The sequence below is a fragment of the Frischella sp. Ac48 genome (genome assembly GCF_019641635.1).
In the GTDB taxonomy this organism is placed as follows: domain Bacteria; phylum Pseudomonadota; class Gammaproteobacteria; order Enterobacterales; family Orbaceae; genus Frischella; species Frischella japonica.
Map to the genome: position 1 here is coordinate 658,930 of NZ_JAETXP010000009.1, position 17,812 is coordinate 676,741.

Annotated in this window: 12 protein-coding genes and 1 tRNA gene; 7 read left to right on the top strand and 6 right to left on the bottom strand. The window is 34.2% G+C overall.

Annotated features, from left to right (window positions below):
- Nucleotides 1-23: 23 nt before the first annotated feature.
- Complete coding sequence (locus JMI89_RS07695) at nt 24-1,658, bottom strand: Na+/H+ antiporter (RefSeq protein WP_187755043.1); 1,635 nt, start codon at nt 1,656-1,658, stop codon at nt 24-26.
- A 327-nt stretch (nt 1,659-1,985) separates the two neighbouring features.
- Between JMI89_RS07695 and recO the strand changes: the two genes are divergently transcribed.
- Nucleotides 1,986-2,678: a DNA repair protein RecO gene (recO, locus tag JMI89_RS07700; RefSeq protein ID WP_187755044.1), complete on the top strand. Its 693-nt coding sequence runs from the start codon at nt 1,986-1,988 to the stop codon at nt 2,676-2,678.
- Nucleotides 2,679-2,750: 72 nt separating this feature from the next.
- Here recO and JMI89_RS07705 read toward each other — a convergent pair whose 3' ends face one another.
- Nucleotides 2,751-3,512 (bottom strand): MlaA family lipoprotein, encoded by a 762-nt coding sequence (locus tag JMI89_RS07705; protein WP_220679729.1) that lies wholly within the window; start codon nt 3,510-3,512, stop codon nt 2,751-2,753.
- Between the two features lie 630 nt (nt 3,513-4,142).
- Nucleotides 4,143-4,214: transfer RNA gene (locus tag JMI89_RS07710), tRNA-Arg, on the bottom strand.
- Between the two features lie 243 nt (nt 4,215-4,457).
- On the opposite strand from JMI89_RS07710, the gene creD reads away from it, so the two are divergent.
- Nucleotides 4,458-5,870 carry a cell envelope integrity protein CreD gene (creD, locus tag JMI89_RS07715; RefSeq protein WP_220679730.1) on the top strand — a complete coding sequence of 471 codons (1,413 nt, stop codon included), beginning with the start codon at nt 4,458-4,460 and terminating at the stop codon, nt 5,868-5,870.
- Here creD and ilvY read toward each other — a convergent pair.
- Nucleotides 5,867-6,751 (bottom strand): HTH-type transcriptional activator IlvY, encoded by an 885-nt coding sequence (gene ilvY / locus JMI89_RS07720; RefSeq protein WP_220679731.1) that lies wholly within the window; start codon nt 6,749-6,751, stop codon nt 5,867-5,869. The two genes, creD and ilvY, sit on opposite strands and share 4 nt — an antisense overlap.
- A 176-nt stretch (nt 6,752-6,927) precedes the next feature.
- Between ilvY and ilvC the strand changes: the two genes are divergently transcribed.
- The gene (gene ilvC, locus JMI89_RS07725; RefSeq protein WP_220679732.1) at nt 6,928-8,406 is read left to right on the top strand and encodes a ketol-acid reductoisomerase; all 1,479 of its coding nucleotides are present in this window, start codon (nt 6,928-6,930) and stop codon (nt 8,404-8,406) included.
- 63 nt (nt 8,407-8,469) lie between these two features.
- Here ilvC and nifJ read toward each other — a convergent pair whose 3' ends face one another.
- On the bottom strand, nt 8,470-12,012 hold the full coding sequence (gene nifJ / locus JMI89_RS07730) for a pyruvate:ferredoxin (flavodoxin) oxidoreductase (protein WP_220679733.1): 3,543 nt from the start codon (nt 12,010-12,012) through the stop codon (nt 8,470-8,472).
- Nucleotides 12,013-12,369: 357 nt separating this feature from the next.
- Between nifJ and JMI89_RS07735 the strand changes: the two genes are divergently transcribed.
- The 3 genes from JMI89_RS07735 to JMI89_RS07745 all read left to right on the top strand — a co-directional run bounded on the left by JMI89_RS07735 (nt 12,370) and on the right by JMI89_RS07745 (nt 14,690).
- Nucleotides 12,370-13,167, top strand: coding sequence for an amino acid ABC transporter substrate-binding protein (locus JMI89_RS07735; RefSeq protein WP_220679734.1), 798 nt, complete (start codon nt 12,370-12,372; stop codon nt 13,165-13,167).
- A gap of 64 nt (nt 13,168-13,231) precedes the next feature.
- Nucleotides 13,232-13,930: an amino acid ABC transporter permease gene (locus JMI89_RS07740; protein WP_220679735.1), complete on the top strand. Its 699-nt coding sequence runs from the start codon at nt 13,232-13,234 to the stop codon at nt 13,928-13,930.
- A complete protein-coding gene (locus JMI89_RS07745; protein WP_370633718.1) occupies nt 13,911-14,690 on the top strand; it encodes an amino acid ABC transporter ATP-binding protein in 780 nt (259 codons plus the stop codon). Before JMI89_RS07740 ends, JMI89_RS07745 begins: the two co-directional genes overlap by 20 nt.
- An 842-nt stretch (nt 14,691-15,532) precedes the next feature.
- Here JMI89_RS07745 and JMI89_RS07750 read toward each other — a convergent pair.
- Nucleotides 15,533-15,913 carry a hypothetical protein gene (locus JMI89_RS07750; RefSeq protein ID WP_220679736.1) on the bottom strand — a complete coding sequence of 127 codons (381 nt, stop codon included), beginning with the start codon at nt 15,911-15,913 and terminating at the stop codon, nt 15,533-15,535.
- A gap of 529 nt (nt 15,914-16,442) precedes the next feature.
- On the opposite strand from JMI89_RS07750, the gene JMI89_RS07755 reads away from it, so the two are divergent.
- On the top strand, nt 16,443-17,753 hold the full coding sequence (locus JMI89_RS07755) for a VWA domain-containing protein (protein ID WP_220679737.1): 1,311 nt from the start codon (nt 16,443-16,445) through the stop codon (nt 17,751-17,753).
- Nucleotides 17,754-17,812 lie beyond the last annotated feature (59 nt).

Below are 17,812 nucleotides of genomic sequence, written 5' to 3' on the forward strand. Positions count from 1 at the left end.
CAAACAATTAAACGCCTCAAACTTTAGTTGCTATCGGTTAGCATCGCTTCGTAGATATCTAAACCAGTACTTAATCGTTCAAATGTTTCTTCAGAAATTTCATTACGAATCTTCAGTTGATACAATGCTGCACGTTCGCTACCAATGGCAACTAGTCGCATACGTCTTTCAAGATTTTCCGCCTCTAAGGATTTTTGCTCAAGCTCTTTTAATCCTGTTCTGCGGCGCAACGATCCAATAACACGTGAACCAACTTCAATAACGATTTCACTATCGATTCCATCTGTATCTGCTAAGATGCTATTTTGCATTTTTTCTAGACTACCGATCGCTTCTTCAGCCATAAAACCTTTCGCATACATTGCTTCATTATCAACTTGGCTATTATTTAAAATCACCTTACCGTGTAGAAGTATTGGTAATACAAATACCGCGACAATTAAAGATAATAAGATCACACCGGTCGCAATGAAAACTAATTCGTAACGACCAATAACCTGAGCTGGGATAGATAGTACCCCAGCTAAGGTGATCGCCCCGCGAACACCGGCAAAGGTTGAAACCCATAAATCGCGTATAGTATAGTTTTTAAACTCAAGTGGTTTTCTTAGGATAATTGGTAAATTAGGTAATTTTTGCATTGCGAGCAACCATAGAAAACGGGTTGTCATTAAAACTAAATAAACAAAGATTACAATAAAACAGAGTTCCCAAAATTCAATTGCCGAACCATCCACAGTAGTGGCGATAAATGTATCAGAAATAATTTTTGGTAACTGAATACCTAAAAGAATAAAGACAAATCCATTGAATACGAAAGTTAACATTGACCATGTACTTTCAGATTGTAGGCGAATATTGAGTGGCGCATTACGCATAATGCCAGATTGTCTTACGGTCATACCAGCACTGACTGCCGCTAAAATGCCTGAAAAACCAATGTGCTCAGCTATTAAATAAACTGCAAATGGTAGTAAAAATAGTAATACAATCTGTATAGCAGGATCATTTTTAGTTAATAAATTAATTTTTCTTAATAATATTGTATAAATCCAAGTAACCAAAATCCCAGTGGCCAGTCCACCAATGGCAACGAATACAAAAGAAGCCGAAATTTGGAATAAATTGAATTCCATTGTTGGATCGCTTAAAAAAAGTATTGCGAAATTCAAGCAGACTAGACCTGATGCGTCATTCATTAACGCTTCACCTTCAATAATCTCCATTTTACTTTTTTCAATTCTTCCTTGTCCAACAATTCCACCTAAAGCCACAGCATCGGTCGGTGATAATACTGCTGCTAATGCTAATGCAGCGGCTAAAGCAAGATTTGGAACAGGTAAAATCCAATAAAGTATATAACCCAACGCGATTACCGTAATGACGACAAGAACCAACGCTAACCCAACGATTTCTCGTACATTGTGAATAAAGTCTTTTAATATGGTTTTACGACCATCAGCAAAAAGTAGTGGTGGTATGAATAGAACAAGAAAAAGTTCATGATCAAATTCAACATAAAAATTGAATGCAGCCAGAATGCAACCCAGAGCAATTTGCATTAAAGGCAAAGGCACCTGAACTGGCAAAAGTTTAACGACAATTCCTGATAATGAAACTAACAGAATTAAAATAAGAATAGTAGAAAATAGCTCCATGATATCTTTATACATTATTATTGAGGATAATTCATTATAACGTATATGTTAATAAAATTCAGTGAATATCTGATAAAAATTTCATTTTTTAATAAATAATAATCATTATTTTGTAAATTTTTTAACATAATGCTATTGACATTTAAAATATATTATTATGCAACATAAAAATGATGTATTTTCTAAGATTTAATCATAAAATACGTTATTGCAAAACGTCTTTTCATATATCGTAATGATTTCCGCTATTATCAAACCAAAAAATATTGAGTTTGATAATTTTTCAATATCATATGGTTATTATTTTTTAGTAAAAATGTATTTAGCATGAAGGATTGGCATAAAGCTTTTATTTTACATACACGACCTTATAGTGAAACTAGTTTATTAGTAGATTTGTTTGTAGAATCTATGGGGCGGGTAACGACGCTAGCAAAAGGAGCTAGACGTAAACGTTCTGTTCTTAAAGGGTTTTTACAACCATTTACGCCGTTAATTGTACAATTGTCAGGAACCGGTAATGTTAAAACACTTTTACATACCGAAGCCATTTCTTTATCCTTACCTTTATCAGGTGCTGCATTATATAGTGGTTTTTATCTAAATGAATTAATTCATCGTGTCATTATTTCTCAATCAGATACCAGTGAAATTTTTCAAGCTTATTTAGTAAGTTTACAAGAACTTGCACGTAAAATACCGCCGGAACATGTATTAAGAAAATTTGAATTAAATTTATTGGAATTTCTGGGTTATGGAATCGATTTTGAAACATGTTATGCGACGGGAGATAAAATTGTCGAAACGATGACTTATCAATATGTTGCCGAGAGTGGCTTTATCAGTAGTTTAATGCAAAATAGTACTAGTTTTACTGGTAAACATTTGAGAGCATTCGCTAAAAGATCATTTACTGATGAAGATTGCTTAAAAGCGGCTAAAAGATTCACTCGACTCGCATTAAAACCTTATGTTGGCTCTAAGCCATTTAAAAGTCGAGAACTCTTTATGAAATTATAAATTAAAAGCATACTCAAGATAAGTCAAAGTATGCTTAAATTAAATGTTAAAGATATTATTTAATTTCAAACGTTATTCACTATCAATGTCATCGAGTGAATCACCTAAAAGTTGTTCTCTTTGTTGTTGCCTTTTTTCATTAATTGTGCCGCCCGTTGCTAAAAAATCATTACGTTGAAAATAGGCGTTACGCATAAAATTATAGGGATCATTACTACTATTTAATAACTCTTCATATTGAATTGCTTGTGCTCTTGCCTCAATACCATCCAGTAAATAACGTGCAATCGACATTTCCACAGTGAGAGAACTTAATGGTGGATAAAGATAATCAACAAAACTTCCACCATCTTGCCGCAATGTAGCTTGACCATAAAATGGCAGTACGACATAAGGTCCATATGGTACGTCATAATGACCAAGTACTGAACCAAATGTATGTCTATTTCCTTTACTTAATTGTGGGTCTGCCATACTAGCAACATCTAATAATCCGCCAAAACCAAAGACAGTATTTAGCATAAATCGAGCCATATGTGTTCCCGCTTGATGAACATTGCCCTCTAATAAACTATTGACCATGGAAGCGGGTTCCGTAAGATTGCTTGAAACACCACTTATCCCACTTCGGATAGGGGAAGGAATATAATCTTTCCATGCAACGGCAACAGGTCGTAATAAATAAGGATCAAGTATATAGTAATTAAAATCAAACATCTTACTATTAAAGCCTGATAGTGGATCTGAATAATCATTAGATTCAGCATTATAGGTTGCACAACCATTAAGTGTGACTATAACTAATAGTAAACTTAAAATCTTTATTTTCTTCACGCTAACTATCTCATTGTTGCTTAGTTTATTTACATGTGATTTATATTGTAACATTGAGTATAAAATTAATCGAAAATTTTCTGCTATTTCCATCAAGAATAGGTGTTTCCTAACAAGAATAGTTAAATGATTTTTTAGTTAAAAAGTGTTATAGGTAGTCAATAATATAGAATCATTAAATAGATGACAGTAATCGCTTAAGTGATATATTTATTATTAACATCAATAAAAATGCAGTGTTTAAGCATTCAATACATTAAATTTGTTTCAAGTAAGGAAGTAATGATAATCAGCTAAAACTTAAATTTAGCTCGTTTATTTTAAGATGACCTGACGATACTAAACTGCTAAAAACGGGTATCGTTAGGTTATTTTTAAATCGAATTGTGGAAAATGAGAAACGATTTTTAAAATATATTTACTGATATTTTATTAATGAAATAGCTCTTCAACTATCAATAGTATGGTAGGAATAAATAACAATATAATAACAAGTTGGGTTTCTACTTAGTTGATGAGCTCCAAGATAACATGAGTATCAATTATTTTAGTTCATATTATAGAAATTAATGAAAAACTATAAATTATAATTTTTAACATGATTAATCGTAATAAATTGGCAGTGTGTTTTGACCCCAGCAGGAATCGAACCTGCAACTAGCCCTTAGGAGGGGCTCGTTATATCCATTTAACTATGAGGTCGTAGGCGCTCTATTGTAAAGGATTTTAAAAAAAATTCCATTATTTCTTTATCCAAATTAAAACCGATTTGATCTTTATAACGCATAACAAAAAGAGATCGTAAAGAACAATAATGTGTGAATTACCATTTTTCTTGATTTATCATAGGTTCTTTATTCTTCACAAATACTTCACAATATTTTCAATAGTCTTTCATACTTTTCTGATATTTTAGCTAAAAATAATGATGAAAAGGATGAAATGATGAATTCACGTTATAGTTTATTAATTAAAATTGTTACGTTATTTGTTTTGGTAATAGTGATGTTAATTCCTACCCGACTGATTATGGGAATTGTCGATGATCGATTCTATTATCAGAATGAGGTAATCGAATCGGTTAGCCGTAGTAGCAGTGGAGAACAAACTATTGTAGGACCAATTATCGCCATTCCCTATATTGAAACAAATATTTACTATGAAGATTCAAAACAAATAATAAAGCGCACCAGAAACATACACTACATCTTACCTAAGACATTAGATGTGAAAGCTAAAGTTGACGTCGCGCCACGTTATATAGGGATTTATCAAACCCAAAATTATCAATCAGATTTAGAATTTAAGGGAACGTTTGAAGCTACATCCTTTGTGCATGAAGAGAATATTGAACTGGATGAACCTTATGCAGTAGTGCTGATATCCGATACGCGTGGTATTATGCAGATTCCTGTCATGAACATCGATCAAAAAACAATTAACTTTGAGCCGGGAATTAAAGAAAATGGTTTTACGACCAGTTCCCAGCTAGGTGGTATTCATGTTCCAATAAGTTTTAAACAGTTAGAAAACAGCCTCAGTTATAATTTTTCCTTAAAATTACAAGGTATGAACCGATTAGCAATTGTACCGGTTGGACAATCAACGCAATATCAATTAGATGCAAATTGGCCACATCCTAACTTTTTAGGTTTTAGTTTACCAACCAAGCGTCAGATTAATGAAAAAGGGTTTTCTGCTGAATGGCAAAGTACTTGGTACGCAAACAATATCAATAGTTTATTTGCTGAAGATTCGCAAATAAGTGAAGAAAGATATAAAAACAAAGTCTGTGGTTCTTACGTCGACAGTTGCATGCCAATGTTTAAAGCCAGTTTTATTGAACCCGTCGATCAATATCAACTGACAAAACGGGCAATTAAATATGATATATTATTTACTGTGCTAATTTTTGTTAGTTTCTTTATCTTTGAGATTTTAAAACAAATTAAAATTCATCCTGTGCAATATTTACTTGTAGGTATGGCTTTAGCGATTTTCTATCTACTATTGTTAGCAGCTTCCGAGCATATAGGCTTTACGTTAGCTTATATAATAGGGGCATTGGCATGTAGTATATTAATAGGTTTTTATTTATCGGCAGTATTGAAAAGCATCAAATGGAGTTGTGGGTTCACGGTATTTTTACTAACTTTATATGCATGTCTGTACATTGTGATGAATTCTGAAGGTAATTCACTATTATTTGGTACTACTTTATTATTTTTGGTTTTAAGTGGCATCATGATCCTTACTCGCCATATTGATTGGTACTCTGTCGCTAAAATTGATTTAAATAATATTGACAAAGTAACACCTATAAATGAGCAAAGTAATACTAATCCTGAAAGTAATTAAGGCTGCAATGATTGCCAAAATGAAATAATGATCTTTTCTGATAGGCGTCGTTTTTGCACACAGACGCCTATATCAAATGGTTCAATTAGATTCGATGACCACTCAATGATTCTTTCTCGAATTCTTTCAGGGCTATTTTCCATCACCACTTTTGGTAATAATGCTATCCCACAGCCAACAGCAACCATTGATACAATGGCTTCATGTCCAGCAACGGTGGCATAGATGTGTGGTGTGGTAATTTTGTTATGTTTAAACCATTGATCGATACGATGACGACTCGGTCCATGTTCAGGTAAAATAAATGGAATGTTATGCCAGTCTGGTTGTTTTTGATGCAACATTTCGCTAAATGAACATTTCAATCGAGGAATCAATAACACCATTTCGATTTCACCTAACTTAAAAAATTCAATACTATTTGGAAGCTGCTTAGGTCGACCAGCAATGGCTAAATCCGCATCATTCGATTGAATTTTATCAACCGCATCAGCGGCATCGCCAGTAATCAATTTAATTTCGACTAACGGGTAGAGAGCGCGAAATCTGTCCAAAATATCAGGTAGATGACTGTAAGCAGCCGTTACTGAACAAAATAAAGTTAATTCACCTGATAATTGTTGATTATTTTCTTCAAAGGTTTGCTGTAAATGTTGCAATTCAGTCAAAACATGCTTAGTGAAAATACGAAATTGTTGACCGGCAGGGGTGATTTCTACTGAACGATTATCGCGAATAAATAATTGTTGATTCAGCGATGATTCAATACGTTGAATTTGTCTAGATAAGGTCGAAGGTGTTATATGCATAGCTTTGGCTGCTAAGCCAAAATGCTTTGTGTCACATAAGGTTAGAAACGTTTTTAAATCATGAATATTCATAATCGACTTATTTTAATGTTGCGATAATTGCAATATATTATTCAAAATATATCAATTTTAGCAATAAAAAAATTTCGGTATAGTATGTTAAATTTTTACAACACAGTTAACCTATCTCTTAAATTAAATCATCGATAAGGTTAATGCAAAACAAACATATTGATAAAGGATATAACATGTCAAACTACTTTAACACCTTAAGCTGGCGAGAAAAATTAGCGCAATTAGGCAAATGCCGATTTATGGGACGTGATGAATTTGCTTCTGAAGCTGATTTTCTAAAAGGTAAAAAAATTGTCATTGTTGGTTGTGGCGCACAAGGTTTAAACCAAGGTTTAAATATGCGTGATTCAGGTTTAGATATTGCTTATGCGTTACGTAAAGAAGCTATTGCCGAAAAACGAGCATCTTGGAAAAAAGCAACTGAAAATGGTTTTAAAGTTGGTAGTTATGAAGAGCTTATACCAACAGCAGATTTAGTTATTAACTTAACTCCAGATAAACAACATACTGCTGTTGTGCAAGCAGTGCAACCATTAATGAAACAAGGCGCGGCATTAGGTTATTCACATGGATTTAATATCGTTGAAGTTGGTGAAAAAATTCGTTCTGATATCACTGTCGTTATGGTTGCACCAAAATGCCCAGGTACAGAAGTTCGCGAAGAATATAAACGTGGATTTGGTGTTCCAACATTAATAGCTGTACATCCTGCTAATGATCCAAAAGGTGAAGGCTTGGCGATTGCTAAAGCATGGGCAGCAGCTACTGGTGGACATCGTGCAGGTGTATTAGAGTCGTCATTCGTTGCTGAAGTCAAATCGGATTTGATGGGCGAACAAACCATTCTATGTGGTATGTTACAAACTGGCTCATTATTATGTTTTGATAAATTAGTTTCGGAAGGTGTTGATCCTGCTTATGCCTGTAAGTTATTGCAATTTGGTTGGGAAACCATTACTGAAGCTTTAAAACAAGGTGGTATTACATTAATGATGGATCGCCTGTCTAATCCTGCTAAATTACGTGCGAATGCCTTGGCACAAGAGTTAAAAGTGATTATGACAGATCTTTATCGTAAACATATGGATGATATCATTTCTGGTGAATTCTCTCGAACTATGATGGAAGATTGGCATAATAATGATAAAAATTTACTTACCTGGCGTCAGCAAACTGGTGAAACAGGATTTGAAAAAGCGCCTGAATATCAAGGCAAAATTGAAGAACAAACTTATTTTGACCAAGGTGTTGTTCTGATTGCAATGGTAAAAGCAGGTGTTGAATTGGCATTTGAAACTATGACAGAAGCTGGCATTTTAGAAGAATCAGCTTATTATGAATCTTTACATGAATTACCATTAATTGCTAACACTATAGCACGTAAACGTCTTTATGAAATGAATGTGGTTATCTCAGACACTGCTGAATATGGCAACTATTTATTTTCTCATGCTGCTGTTCCATTATTAAAAGAGAAATTTATGCCATTATTACAACCCGGTGATCTAGGTAAAGCGATACCAGAAGGCAGTGTTGATAATGCGCAATTACGGGATGTTAATGAAGCTATCCGTAATCATCCGATTGAGAAAATTGGTCATACTTTACGAAGCTATATGAAAGATATGAAAAAAATTAATGTAGCAGGTTAATTTGATCTAAAAAATAAAAAGGCGTATTAAACGCCTTTTTTATTGCTAGTGATGCTCAATCAACTAAACGTCTGGTGGGGTTTCTACTTCGCTAAAAGTTGATAAAAGTTGTAACAAACGATATTTTGCTTGGACGGCTTTCCCTGATTGTAAATGTAAGCGATCTGCTGTCAGTGGCTCTAATGCTTCCAGACGTTTGAAACGTTGTTCTTTCAGTAAAGTTTCTGAAAGAATTTCGCTGTTCGGAGCTCTCGAATCCAAAGTTAATGCCGATTTACCAGCCAATGCTTTTTGGGGATCATAGCGATATAATGGCCAGAATCCTGATTTGACCAAATCTTTCATCTGTTCGTGTGATTTAGCAAGATCGTAACCATGCTCTTCACATGGACTATAAGCAATAACAAGTGACGGACCATTGTAAGCTTCAGCTTCCTGTAATGCTTTTATCGTTTGATTAAGTTGAGCACCGATAGCAATTTGTGCCACATAAACGTGCCCATACATCATTATACTCACCCCTAAATCTTTACGTGCTTTTTGTTTACCTAAATCAGCAAATTTAGATACTGCCCCCATCGGGGTCGATTTAGACTGTTGACCGCCAGTATTGGAGTAACATTGAGTATCTAATACTAAAATATTAACATTCTCAGTCAAACTCATTACATGATCTAGTCCACCAAAACCAATATCATACGCCCAGCCATCACCACCAATTGCCCAGACAGATTTATCAATCAAATAATCAGCGTGAACTAATAATTCTCTTGCTTCAGGTGATGCTAATACTGACAATTGACGGCGTAACTGTTCAACTAATTGACGTTTCTCATTTAATGATGTTTCGTTAGATTTTAAGCCAACCACTAAATCAGGTGGAATTTCAGCTGCAACTTGATCTAATAAGCGTAGTACTCGTCGTTTATGTTGATTGTAGGTTAAGCGATAGCCCAAAGCAAATTCAGCATTATCTTCAAACAAGGAGTTTGCCCATGCAGGACCTCGTCCATTACTATCGGTAGTATAAGGGGTAGATGGCATATTACCACCATAAATCGATGAGCAGCCAGTAGCATTAGCAATCGCCAAGTGATCGCCATATAATTGTGTTAATAATTTAATATAAGGGGTTTCGCCACAACCTGCACATGCACCCGAGTATTCAAATAATGGGGTTAATAATTGTGATGTACGGATATCAATGCGTTCCATGCTATTAGGATCGCGATCGGGAAGCGTAATAAAAAATTCATAATTCTTTTTCTGAGTGACTAAATTATCGATACGAGGAGCCATATTAATGGCTTTAATATCAAAATTATTACGATCACGTGAAGGGCAGACTTCAACACATAGATTACAGCCAGTACAATCTTCTGGGGCGACTTGTAATACATAACGTTGACCTTTCATATCACGCGCTTTCACTTCCAGTGAGGATAAAGTATCGGGTGCTTGTGTTAGTGCTTCCGGGGCTACAACTTTAGCGCGTATCGCGGCATGTGGGCATGCAACTACACAATGATTACATTGGGTACATAATTCTGGCTGCCAAAGTGGAATTGTTTCAGCAATGTTGCGTTTTTCCCATTTAGTTGTGCCGGTTGGCCATGTACCATCCGGCGGGAAGGCCGAAACGGGTAAACTATCGCCAACCCCAGCTAACATTGCCGCAGTCACTGTTTTAACAAAATCTGGAGCATGATCAGGAACAATAGGCGGACGTAATGGACTAGTATGATCTAAACAAGTTAGCGGAATTTGTTCTAACGAATCGACAGCCATATCAATCGCTTGCCAGTTGCGTTCAACTAAGTCCTGTCCCTTACTGCTATATGCTTTAGCTACAACATCTTTCAGTTTTTCAGCAGTAAAATCCTGTTTAAAAATTTCTGCTAAATAGAAGAATGTTGCTTGCATGACAGTATTGATCCGCGCTCCAAGCCCACATTCGCGAGCAATTTTTGCTGCATTAACAATGTAGAATTGGGCATTTTTCTTAATCAGTTCAGCTTGTACTTCTTTCGGCAATCGGTGCCAAACTTCATCTTTATTATAAGGGGTATTCAATAAGAAAATACCACCTTCCTTCAAATGTTCGACAATCTGATATTTATCGATAAATTGATCTTGATGGCAACCAATAAAGTGTGCGCTATCAATCAAGTAAGAAGATTCTATCGGATTTAAACTAACGCGCAAGTGAGAAACCGTTAAGCCACCTGCTTTTTTCGAATCATAAACAAAGTAACCTTGCACATTAAATGGAGTGCTATCACCAATAATTTTAATATTATTTTTAGTCGCAGAAACAGTACCATCACTACCCAATCCATAAAAAAGCGCTTCCAATGCAGATTTTTGGGGAATAGACTGTTTGGGTAACGGTAATGATAATCCTGTAATATCATCATAAATACCAACTGTAAAACGCGGTCGAGGAGAGGCTAATTTTAATTCATCATAAATAGCTAATACACAACGTGGATCAAATTCTTTACTTGATAATCCATATCGGCCACCAATAATTAACGGGAAACATTGCCGTTCATGACGCGAAATAGCTTCAGCAAACGCCGTCATAACATCCAAATATAATGGCTCAGCCAATGCCCCAGGTTCTTTTGTTCGATCCAACACCGCTACTTTTTTAACAGTCTGTGGTATCACGGCCAATAGATGGTGGGCTGAAAAAGGACGATAGAGTCTAACAACCACTACACCAACTTTTTCCTTTTGTGCCAATAAATGATCGACCACTTCATGACACGTACCGATTGCTGAACCCATTAATATAATAATTTGTTCCGCATCCGCCGCTCCATAATATTCAAATGGTTGATAGTGACGACCGGTTTCTTTAGCAAAAGCTATCATAGCATTGACGACATGCATATAAGTCTGGTCATAATACCGATTCACCGCCTCGCGACATTGGAAAAAAGTATCTGGATTAGCTGATGTTCCTCGAATAAAAGGTTGATCAGGTGTCAAGGCTCTGGCTCGATGCGCGGCAATAGCATCATCAGGTAATAGATTTTTAATCGAATCATCACTTATTGGGGTAATTTTATTAATTTCATGTGAGGTTCGAAAACCATCGAAAAAATGGACAAAAGGGATACGGCTATTTAATGATGCTATTTGTGCAATTAATGCAAAATCTTGAGCTTCTTGTACCGAACTTGAACAAAGCATCGCACAACCTGTTTGACGCACAGCCATTACATCGGAATGATCACCAAAGATAGATAAAGCATGCGTTGCAACAGAACGAGCAGCCACGTGCAAAACAAATGGCGTGAGTTCCCCCGCGATTTTGTATAATGACGGAATCATCAACAATAAACCTTGCGAGGAAGTGAAGGATGTGGCTAGTGCCCCAGTCATCAGAGCGCCATGTACAGTTGAAATGGCACCGGCTTCTGATTGCATTTCGATAACTTTAGGTATATCTCCAAAGATATTTTTCTTGCTAAACTCTGACCATGTATTGGCTTGCTCCGCCATTGAAGAACTCGGGGTAATAGGATATATTGCAATTACTTCGTTAGCGCGATACGCAACCGAAGAAACTGCGCTATTGGCATCAGTTGTAATCATTAAAAAACCTTATATCTACTACTTTGACATTACTCTATAATTTTATCATCAAACATTGTAACAGAAACTCAAAAAACTTTATCTATTTTATCAATTAAAAGATGAATTAATTTTAATTAATTGAGTAGAATTCTAAAGATGTATGTTGAATTAATAGTCTTAATAATTGTTAACAATGTCATAAACCCTGTTAATTTTTCGAAAATTAACAAAACTAATCAAGTTTCAAATGATTGTGACTTGATTATTAATTTATTTTATGGCAAAACGTCAATTGCTACTGGATAAATGGTGAGACATAAGTTAGCATTACACCAAAAATTTTTACTTAAAATGACATAATATATTGGGGTTGATATGCTTAGACAATCTTATTTATGGATAATGGCTTTTGCAGCCCTGTTTTTGCTTAATGCGTGTGATGACCAAACGAAGCAGAATCAGGTAAGTCAAAATGTCGAAGTTAAAAAACAAACTATTGTCATTGGATTAGATGATGATTTTCCACCTATGGGGTTTCGGGATCAGAACAATGAATTAGTTGGTTTTGATATTGATTTAGCTCGTGAAGCGGCAAAAAGAGCAGATTTAAATGTAGAATTTAAACCGATTGACTGGTCAGCAAAAGAAGCTGAGCTTAATAGTAAGCGTGTTGATGCATTATGGAATGGTTTAACAATAACTGATTATCGTAAAGAAAATATTCTATTTTCAAAACCTTACATGATTAATCATCAAATTATCGTAGTTAGAGCTGATAGTGATATTCAAACTAAAGCAGATTTAGTAGGTAAAGTAATTGGTTTACAAGATGGTAGCAGTGCATTAGATGCGGTAAATGCGGATCCTATTCATACTAATTTTGCCGAATTAAATCAATATGCCGACAATGTAACGGCATTGTTAGATTTGGCAAATCAACGTCTTGATGCTGTCGTCGTTGATGGAGTCGTTGGACATTATTACGTTGCTAAAAAACCCGATGAATATAGAGTATTAGAAGATAATTTTGGTGAAGAACAATATGGTGTAGGATTTGAGAAGGGTAATGTCGAACTACATCAGAAGATCCAACAAGCATTAACCAGCATGATTAATGACGGAACGGCGGCCCAAATTTCACAAAAATGGTTTGGTACCGACGTCACAAAATAAACCGAAAGTATGGTTTGTTTAAGCGCAGCCCTTATTGGACTGCGTTGTTTTTATAGGACTTTAGATGGATTACTTAGTAAATTTTATAGAACAATTTTGGATAACCCTTAAAGTTAGCACTTTTTATTGTATCGATATATCTCCGCAATTATGGGAAGGAACTAAACTTACCCTAGGGCTATTTATTGTGACTTTATTGTTATCTATTCCTTGTGGTTTAATATTAGCATTATTAAGACTATCGCGGTTAAAATTCATTAGCTTTTTGGTTAATGCTTATATCTGGTTGATGCGTGGCACTCCCTTAATGCTACAAATCTTTTTTATCTATTTTGCCTTGCCGATGTTAGGTATCCGTTTCCAAAGTTTTTCAACCGCTGTAATTGCCTTTACGCTAAATTATGCTGCTTATTTTGCTGAAATTTTCCGTGCTGGAATACAAGGTGTTAATAAAGGTCAGTACGAAGCGGCGAAAACGCTAGGTATGAGCTATGGTCAAACAATGTGGCGGATAGTTTTACCCCAAATGATCAAAAAGATTCTGCCACCCCTGTGTAATGAAACTATTACATTAATCAAAGATACCTCTTTAGTTTATGTTTTGGCTCTACAAGATCTGATGCGTATTGCTTATCAACTCGTGAAACGTGATTTTGATTTATCACCGTTTTTTATTGCCGCAGTATTTTATTTGGTAATGACTTTAATTTTAACGATGCTTTATCAAAGATTGGAGAAATATTATGCCCGTTATGACGACTGATATTATGATTAATGCACAGCAGATTTATAAGTCATTTGGAAATCTTTCAGTATTAAAAGGTGTTAATTTAACCGTAGAAAAATCAGAAGTCGTCGTAATAATCGGATCTTCTGGCTCGGGTAAATCTACTTTACTTCGTTGTATAAATCATTTGGAAAAAATTGATTCAGGATCTATTGCCATAGAGAATGAGCTTATGGTTAAAAATAACGAAGCTAATCAAGCTATTTATCAACCAGAGCAGGAAATTAAACGCATTTGTTCAAAAATGGGCATGGTGTTTCAGCATTTTAATCTTTTCCCGCATATGACTGTTTTGCAGAATATTATTGAAGCTCCGATGACAGTAAAAAAAATGAAGCGTGAAGAGATATTACCTTTAGCACGTGAATTATTGCAAAAAGTTGGTCTGTCTAATAAAGAAGATAGTTATCCATCCCAACTGTCGGGTGGGCAAAAGCAACGTGTTGCTATTGCCCGAGCACTTGCAATGCAACCCGATATTATGTTATTTGATGAACCTACTTCGGCGCTTGATCCGGAATTAACCGGTGAGGTTTTAAAAACGATGCAAAACCTTGCTGAAGATAAAATCACTATGGTGGTAGTCACTCATGAAATGGGCTTTGCCAGAGCTGTGGCCGATAAAGTCGTGTTTATGGATGGTGGCGTGGTGGTAGAGCAGGGCAAACCTGAAGAGGTGCTCGTTAATCCAAAACATCCAAGAACATGTGCATTTTTATCGCGATTTATTGATTAAATCCATCGATATTAAGTAAAAAAACGGAATTGTCTGCAAAAAATGATATTTATTTGCATTATTAAATTTTTATAAATGTTCAATATATTTAACAGTCCATGTTTATTATGTAGACTGAGCTTGAAATAAATAGGCTGTCAGGATATTAATTTTTGAATTGTTAAACTCGCATCTATTTTAATTATTTTTTTAATGAATCATTTTGCGCTTCTGATTTTATTTTATATTCATAAATTGATGTAGCGGTTAAATGGGCTCTCAACACTAAAAATATTTAATGCTAAATACAGAACAATATTTGAAGCGAGTTATATCAATATTGTTCGCTACTTGGTTAATATCGTATAATTGAATGTAACTTAATCAGAAATTTTATCCCATCAGATAGATTGAAATAGAGAATAAATCTAGGGAGAATTTAAAATCACCAAAATAATCAAATTATCATCTTAACAATCACCATAATAGCGAAAACAATAATCTAAAAGACAACAAAAAGTTTGTACATCAAACCTCTCTTTAGCTAACTATTCTTGCCAAAATTTTATTAATTCAGCAAATAAAAAATAGGTTGTATGATTAAAGCGATCAAGGTTGTATTAATGCTAGGGGAATTTTTGATTTATATAATGAGCAATAATTATTTAACTTAGATGTTGAGTTTAAAAATACACTGTATTATGCAAGGGAAAAGTTATTTATTAGGTATTGCTATGGCAATAAAGCTAATGGTTCATCGATTGTGTTGGTAAGTCATACGTTATCACTAAATATAGTGAGGCTAATTGTTGAATTAAATAGATTTTAATATTTATGGTAAGTAGTGGTATTTAATTTGAGGATTAATTAAATAAGATAGATAAAATACCTAAAGGTCTAATGAAAAAAAAGATTAAAACAATTAAATTATATATAGCAAAAATGCGAATAAAATATGCCATGGGGGGTGATAGAATTGCTATAAATGAAATAATCAAGCCATATATTACTGAGTTTAACAGAAAAGGAGTTCCATAAGATTCATCACGAAATAGCATAAAATCAACATTTGTCGCTATAAATGTCAGAACAAAACAAATTATAATAAACGAAATATGCTCTGATAAATCCCAAAAGGACCAATCTTTCGTTGAAAAATCAATCATTCCTGCCACTAAAAAGCTTGGAACAATAATTAAAATCAATAGGATTGTTTTTAAACTGACAAGTGACCATTGTTTCATAGGTAATTGAGTGTTTTTTATTTTAAGTTATCTAACAATCGTAATTATTGTACTATATGATACATTTTAAATAAATGTTAGTTGCATTTTTCAATTTATCTGATTAATAACATTAACCTGATTATTTTAAATAATATTAAAATAGTCAAAGTAAATAAACTGAGAAGAGCAGTTCAATGATAAAATTACCAACAGTTTGTATTAGGAGCATTTTAATAAATGCAATTAACAATGGTCGCAAATAAGTTATATATAGTTAGTTGCAAATAATAAACCTATAGCATCGATTATTAAACAGACACTTGTCATATCGATTTAAACTGAATTTAACAAAAATGTGTTTTAATCTTTTTATCAATATTACAAAATAATTCAATTTTTTTTAAATAAAAAAGTTTACACCTTGTTGTTATCATTTTGAGATTTATGATTAACCTATTAAATATAATTAAAAGTAAATAGCTTGATATTATAGCCATTTGAGGTTACAAGTCAGTGACTTTAGCAATACAATAAAAGGAATAAATAAATGCAACAACTTATCTCAGGTCAAAATACTTTATTGCAGAGCCAGCAATTTACGCTTACTGTCGATTATAAAACGAGTAATCAATGGCAACAAAGTAGTATCGATGCAGCAGTTTTTTTGCTTGATCAAAATGATAAAGTCCGTAATGATGAAGATTTTATCTTTTATAATCAACTTGATTCCAAAAATGGTAGTATTCGTTTAAAGAATCAAATGAATGGAGCCTCGATTGAGGTTAATTTGAATCTACTTGATAATACAACTAAAAAGGTTGCTTTTACTCTCGTTATTGATGGTAAAGATACATTAGCCAATCTGCAACAACTCACGCTGACTATCGCAAATCAGTACATTTTTGAGGTATTATTAGATAATCGAACAGAGAAAGCACTTATTCTTGGTCAATGCTATATGCATAATGGGGCATGGAAGTTTCGCGCCTTAGGGCAAGGTTTTAATGGTGGTTTGCGTCCATTAGCGGAGCAATATGGTGTAGAGATCATAGATGAACCGTCTGATGTTAATAGCCAAAGTAAGGCAAATCAAACTACTCCAATACCAAAATTAGAACAAACGTCACCTGTTGATCTCGCTAAAAAACTAGAGAAAAAAGCGCCACATTTGGTTTCATTAATCAAACCAATCACCATCAGCCTCGAAAAACATCAATTAACTCATGTGAAAGCAAGAGTTGCTTTTGTATTAGATGCATCGGGATCTATGCATAGTGAATTTAAAAAAGGTAATGTTCAACAAGTTCTCAATCGCATAGCAGTGCTGGCTGCTCAATTTGATGATGATGGCGCAATGGATTTATGGGGATTTGCCGAAAGACATAAAAAATATCATGATGTGACACTCGACAATGTTGATGGTTATATTGAACGAATTCAAACTGAAGATAGAAAAAAAGGTTTAAGGGGTTCTTTCACCGGAATATTACCTGGATTAGGTGGGGTTAATAACGAACCGCCTGTAATGAATGAGGTTCTTGATACTTTCAAATCGAGTAAAGAGCCAGCATTTATTGTATTTATTACTGATGGTGGTATTTCTAAAAATAGGCAAATAAAACAAATCCTTCAAAAATCCGCTCATTATCCTATTTTCTGGAAGTTTGTTGGTTTAGGTGGGCGGAGTTATGGTATTCTTGAAGATTTTGATGATTTTACCGATCGTATCGTGGATAATACTGATTTCTTTCCAATCGATAATTTCCGCGCTCTATCAGACGAAGAGCTATATGATAAATTGCTGGTCGAATTTAATGACTGGCTAAATAAAGCTAAACAGCTTGGTATACTTAAATAGAGTAACATTGATGTTTTTGTAAGTAGATATCATTTATTATTTAATGGGATAAATGATAT

What these genes read in the sequence shown, in the direction of transcription:
- ilvY (WP_220679731.1), bottom strand. Translation starts at nt 6,751, where the DNA reads ATGAATATTCATGATTTAAAAACGTTTCTAACCTTATGTGACACAAAG.
- JMI89_RS07735 (WP_220679734.1), top strand. Translation starts at nt 12,370, where the DNA reads ATGCTTAGACAATCTTATTTATGGATAATGGCTTTTGCAGCCCTGTTT.
- JMI89_RS07695 (WP_187755043.1), bottom strand. Translation starts at nt 1,658, where the DNA reads ATGGAGCTATTTTCTACTATTCTTATTTTAATTCTGTTAGTTTCATTA.
- nifJ (WP_220679733.1), bottom strand. Translation starts at nt 12,012, where the DNA reads ATGATTACAACTGATGCCAATAGCGCAGTTTCTTCGGTTGCGTATCGC.
- ilvC (WP_220679732.1), top strand. Translation starts at nt 6,928, where the DNA reads ATGTCAAACTACTTTAACACCTTAAGCTGGCGAGAAAAATTAGCGCAA.
- JMI89_RS07750 (WP_220679736.1), bottom strand. Translation starts at nt 15,913, where the DNA reads ATGAAACAATGGTCACTTGTCAGTTTAAAAACAATCCTATTGATTTTA.
- JMI89_RS07740 (WP_220679735.1), top strand. Translation starts at nt 13,232, where the DNA reads ATGGATTACTTAGTAAATTTTATAGAACAATTTTGGATAACCCTTAAA.
- creD (WP_220679730.1), top strand. Translation starts at nt 4,458, where the DNA reads ATGAATTCACGTTATAGTTTATTAATTAAAATTGTTACGTTATTTGTT.
- JMI89_RS07745 (WP_370633718.1), top strand. Translation starts at nt 13,911, where the DNA reads ATGCCCGTTATGACGACTGATATTATGATTAATGCACAGCAGATTTAT.
- JMI89_RS07755 (WP_220679737.1), top strand. Translation starts at nt 16,443, where the DNA reads ATGCAACAACTTATCTCAGGTCAAAATACTTTATTGCAGAGCCAGCAA.
- recO (WP_187755044.1), top strand. Translation starts at nt 1,986, where the DNA reads ATGAAGGATTGGCATAAAGCTTTTATTTTACATACACGACCTTATAGT.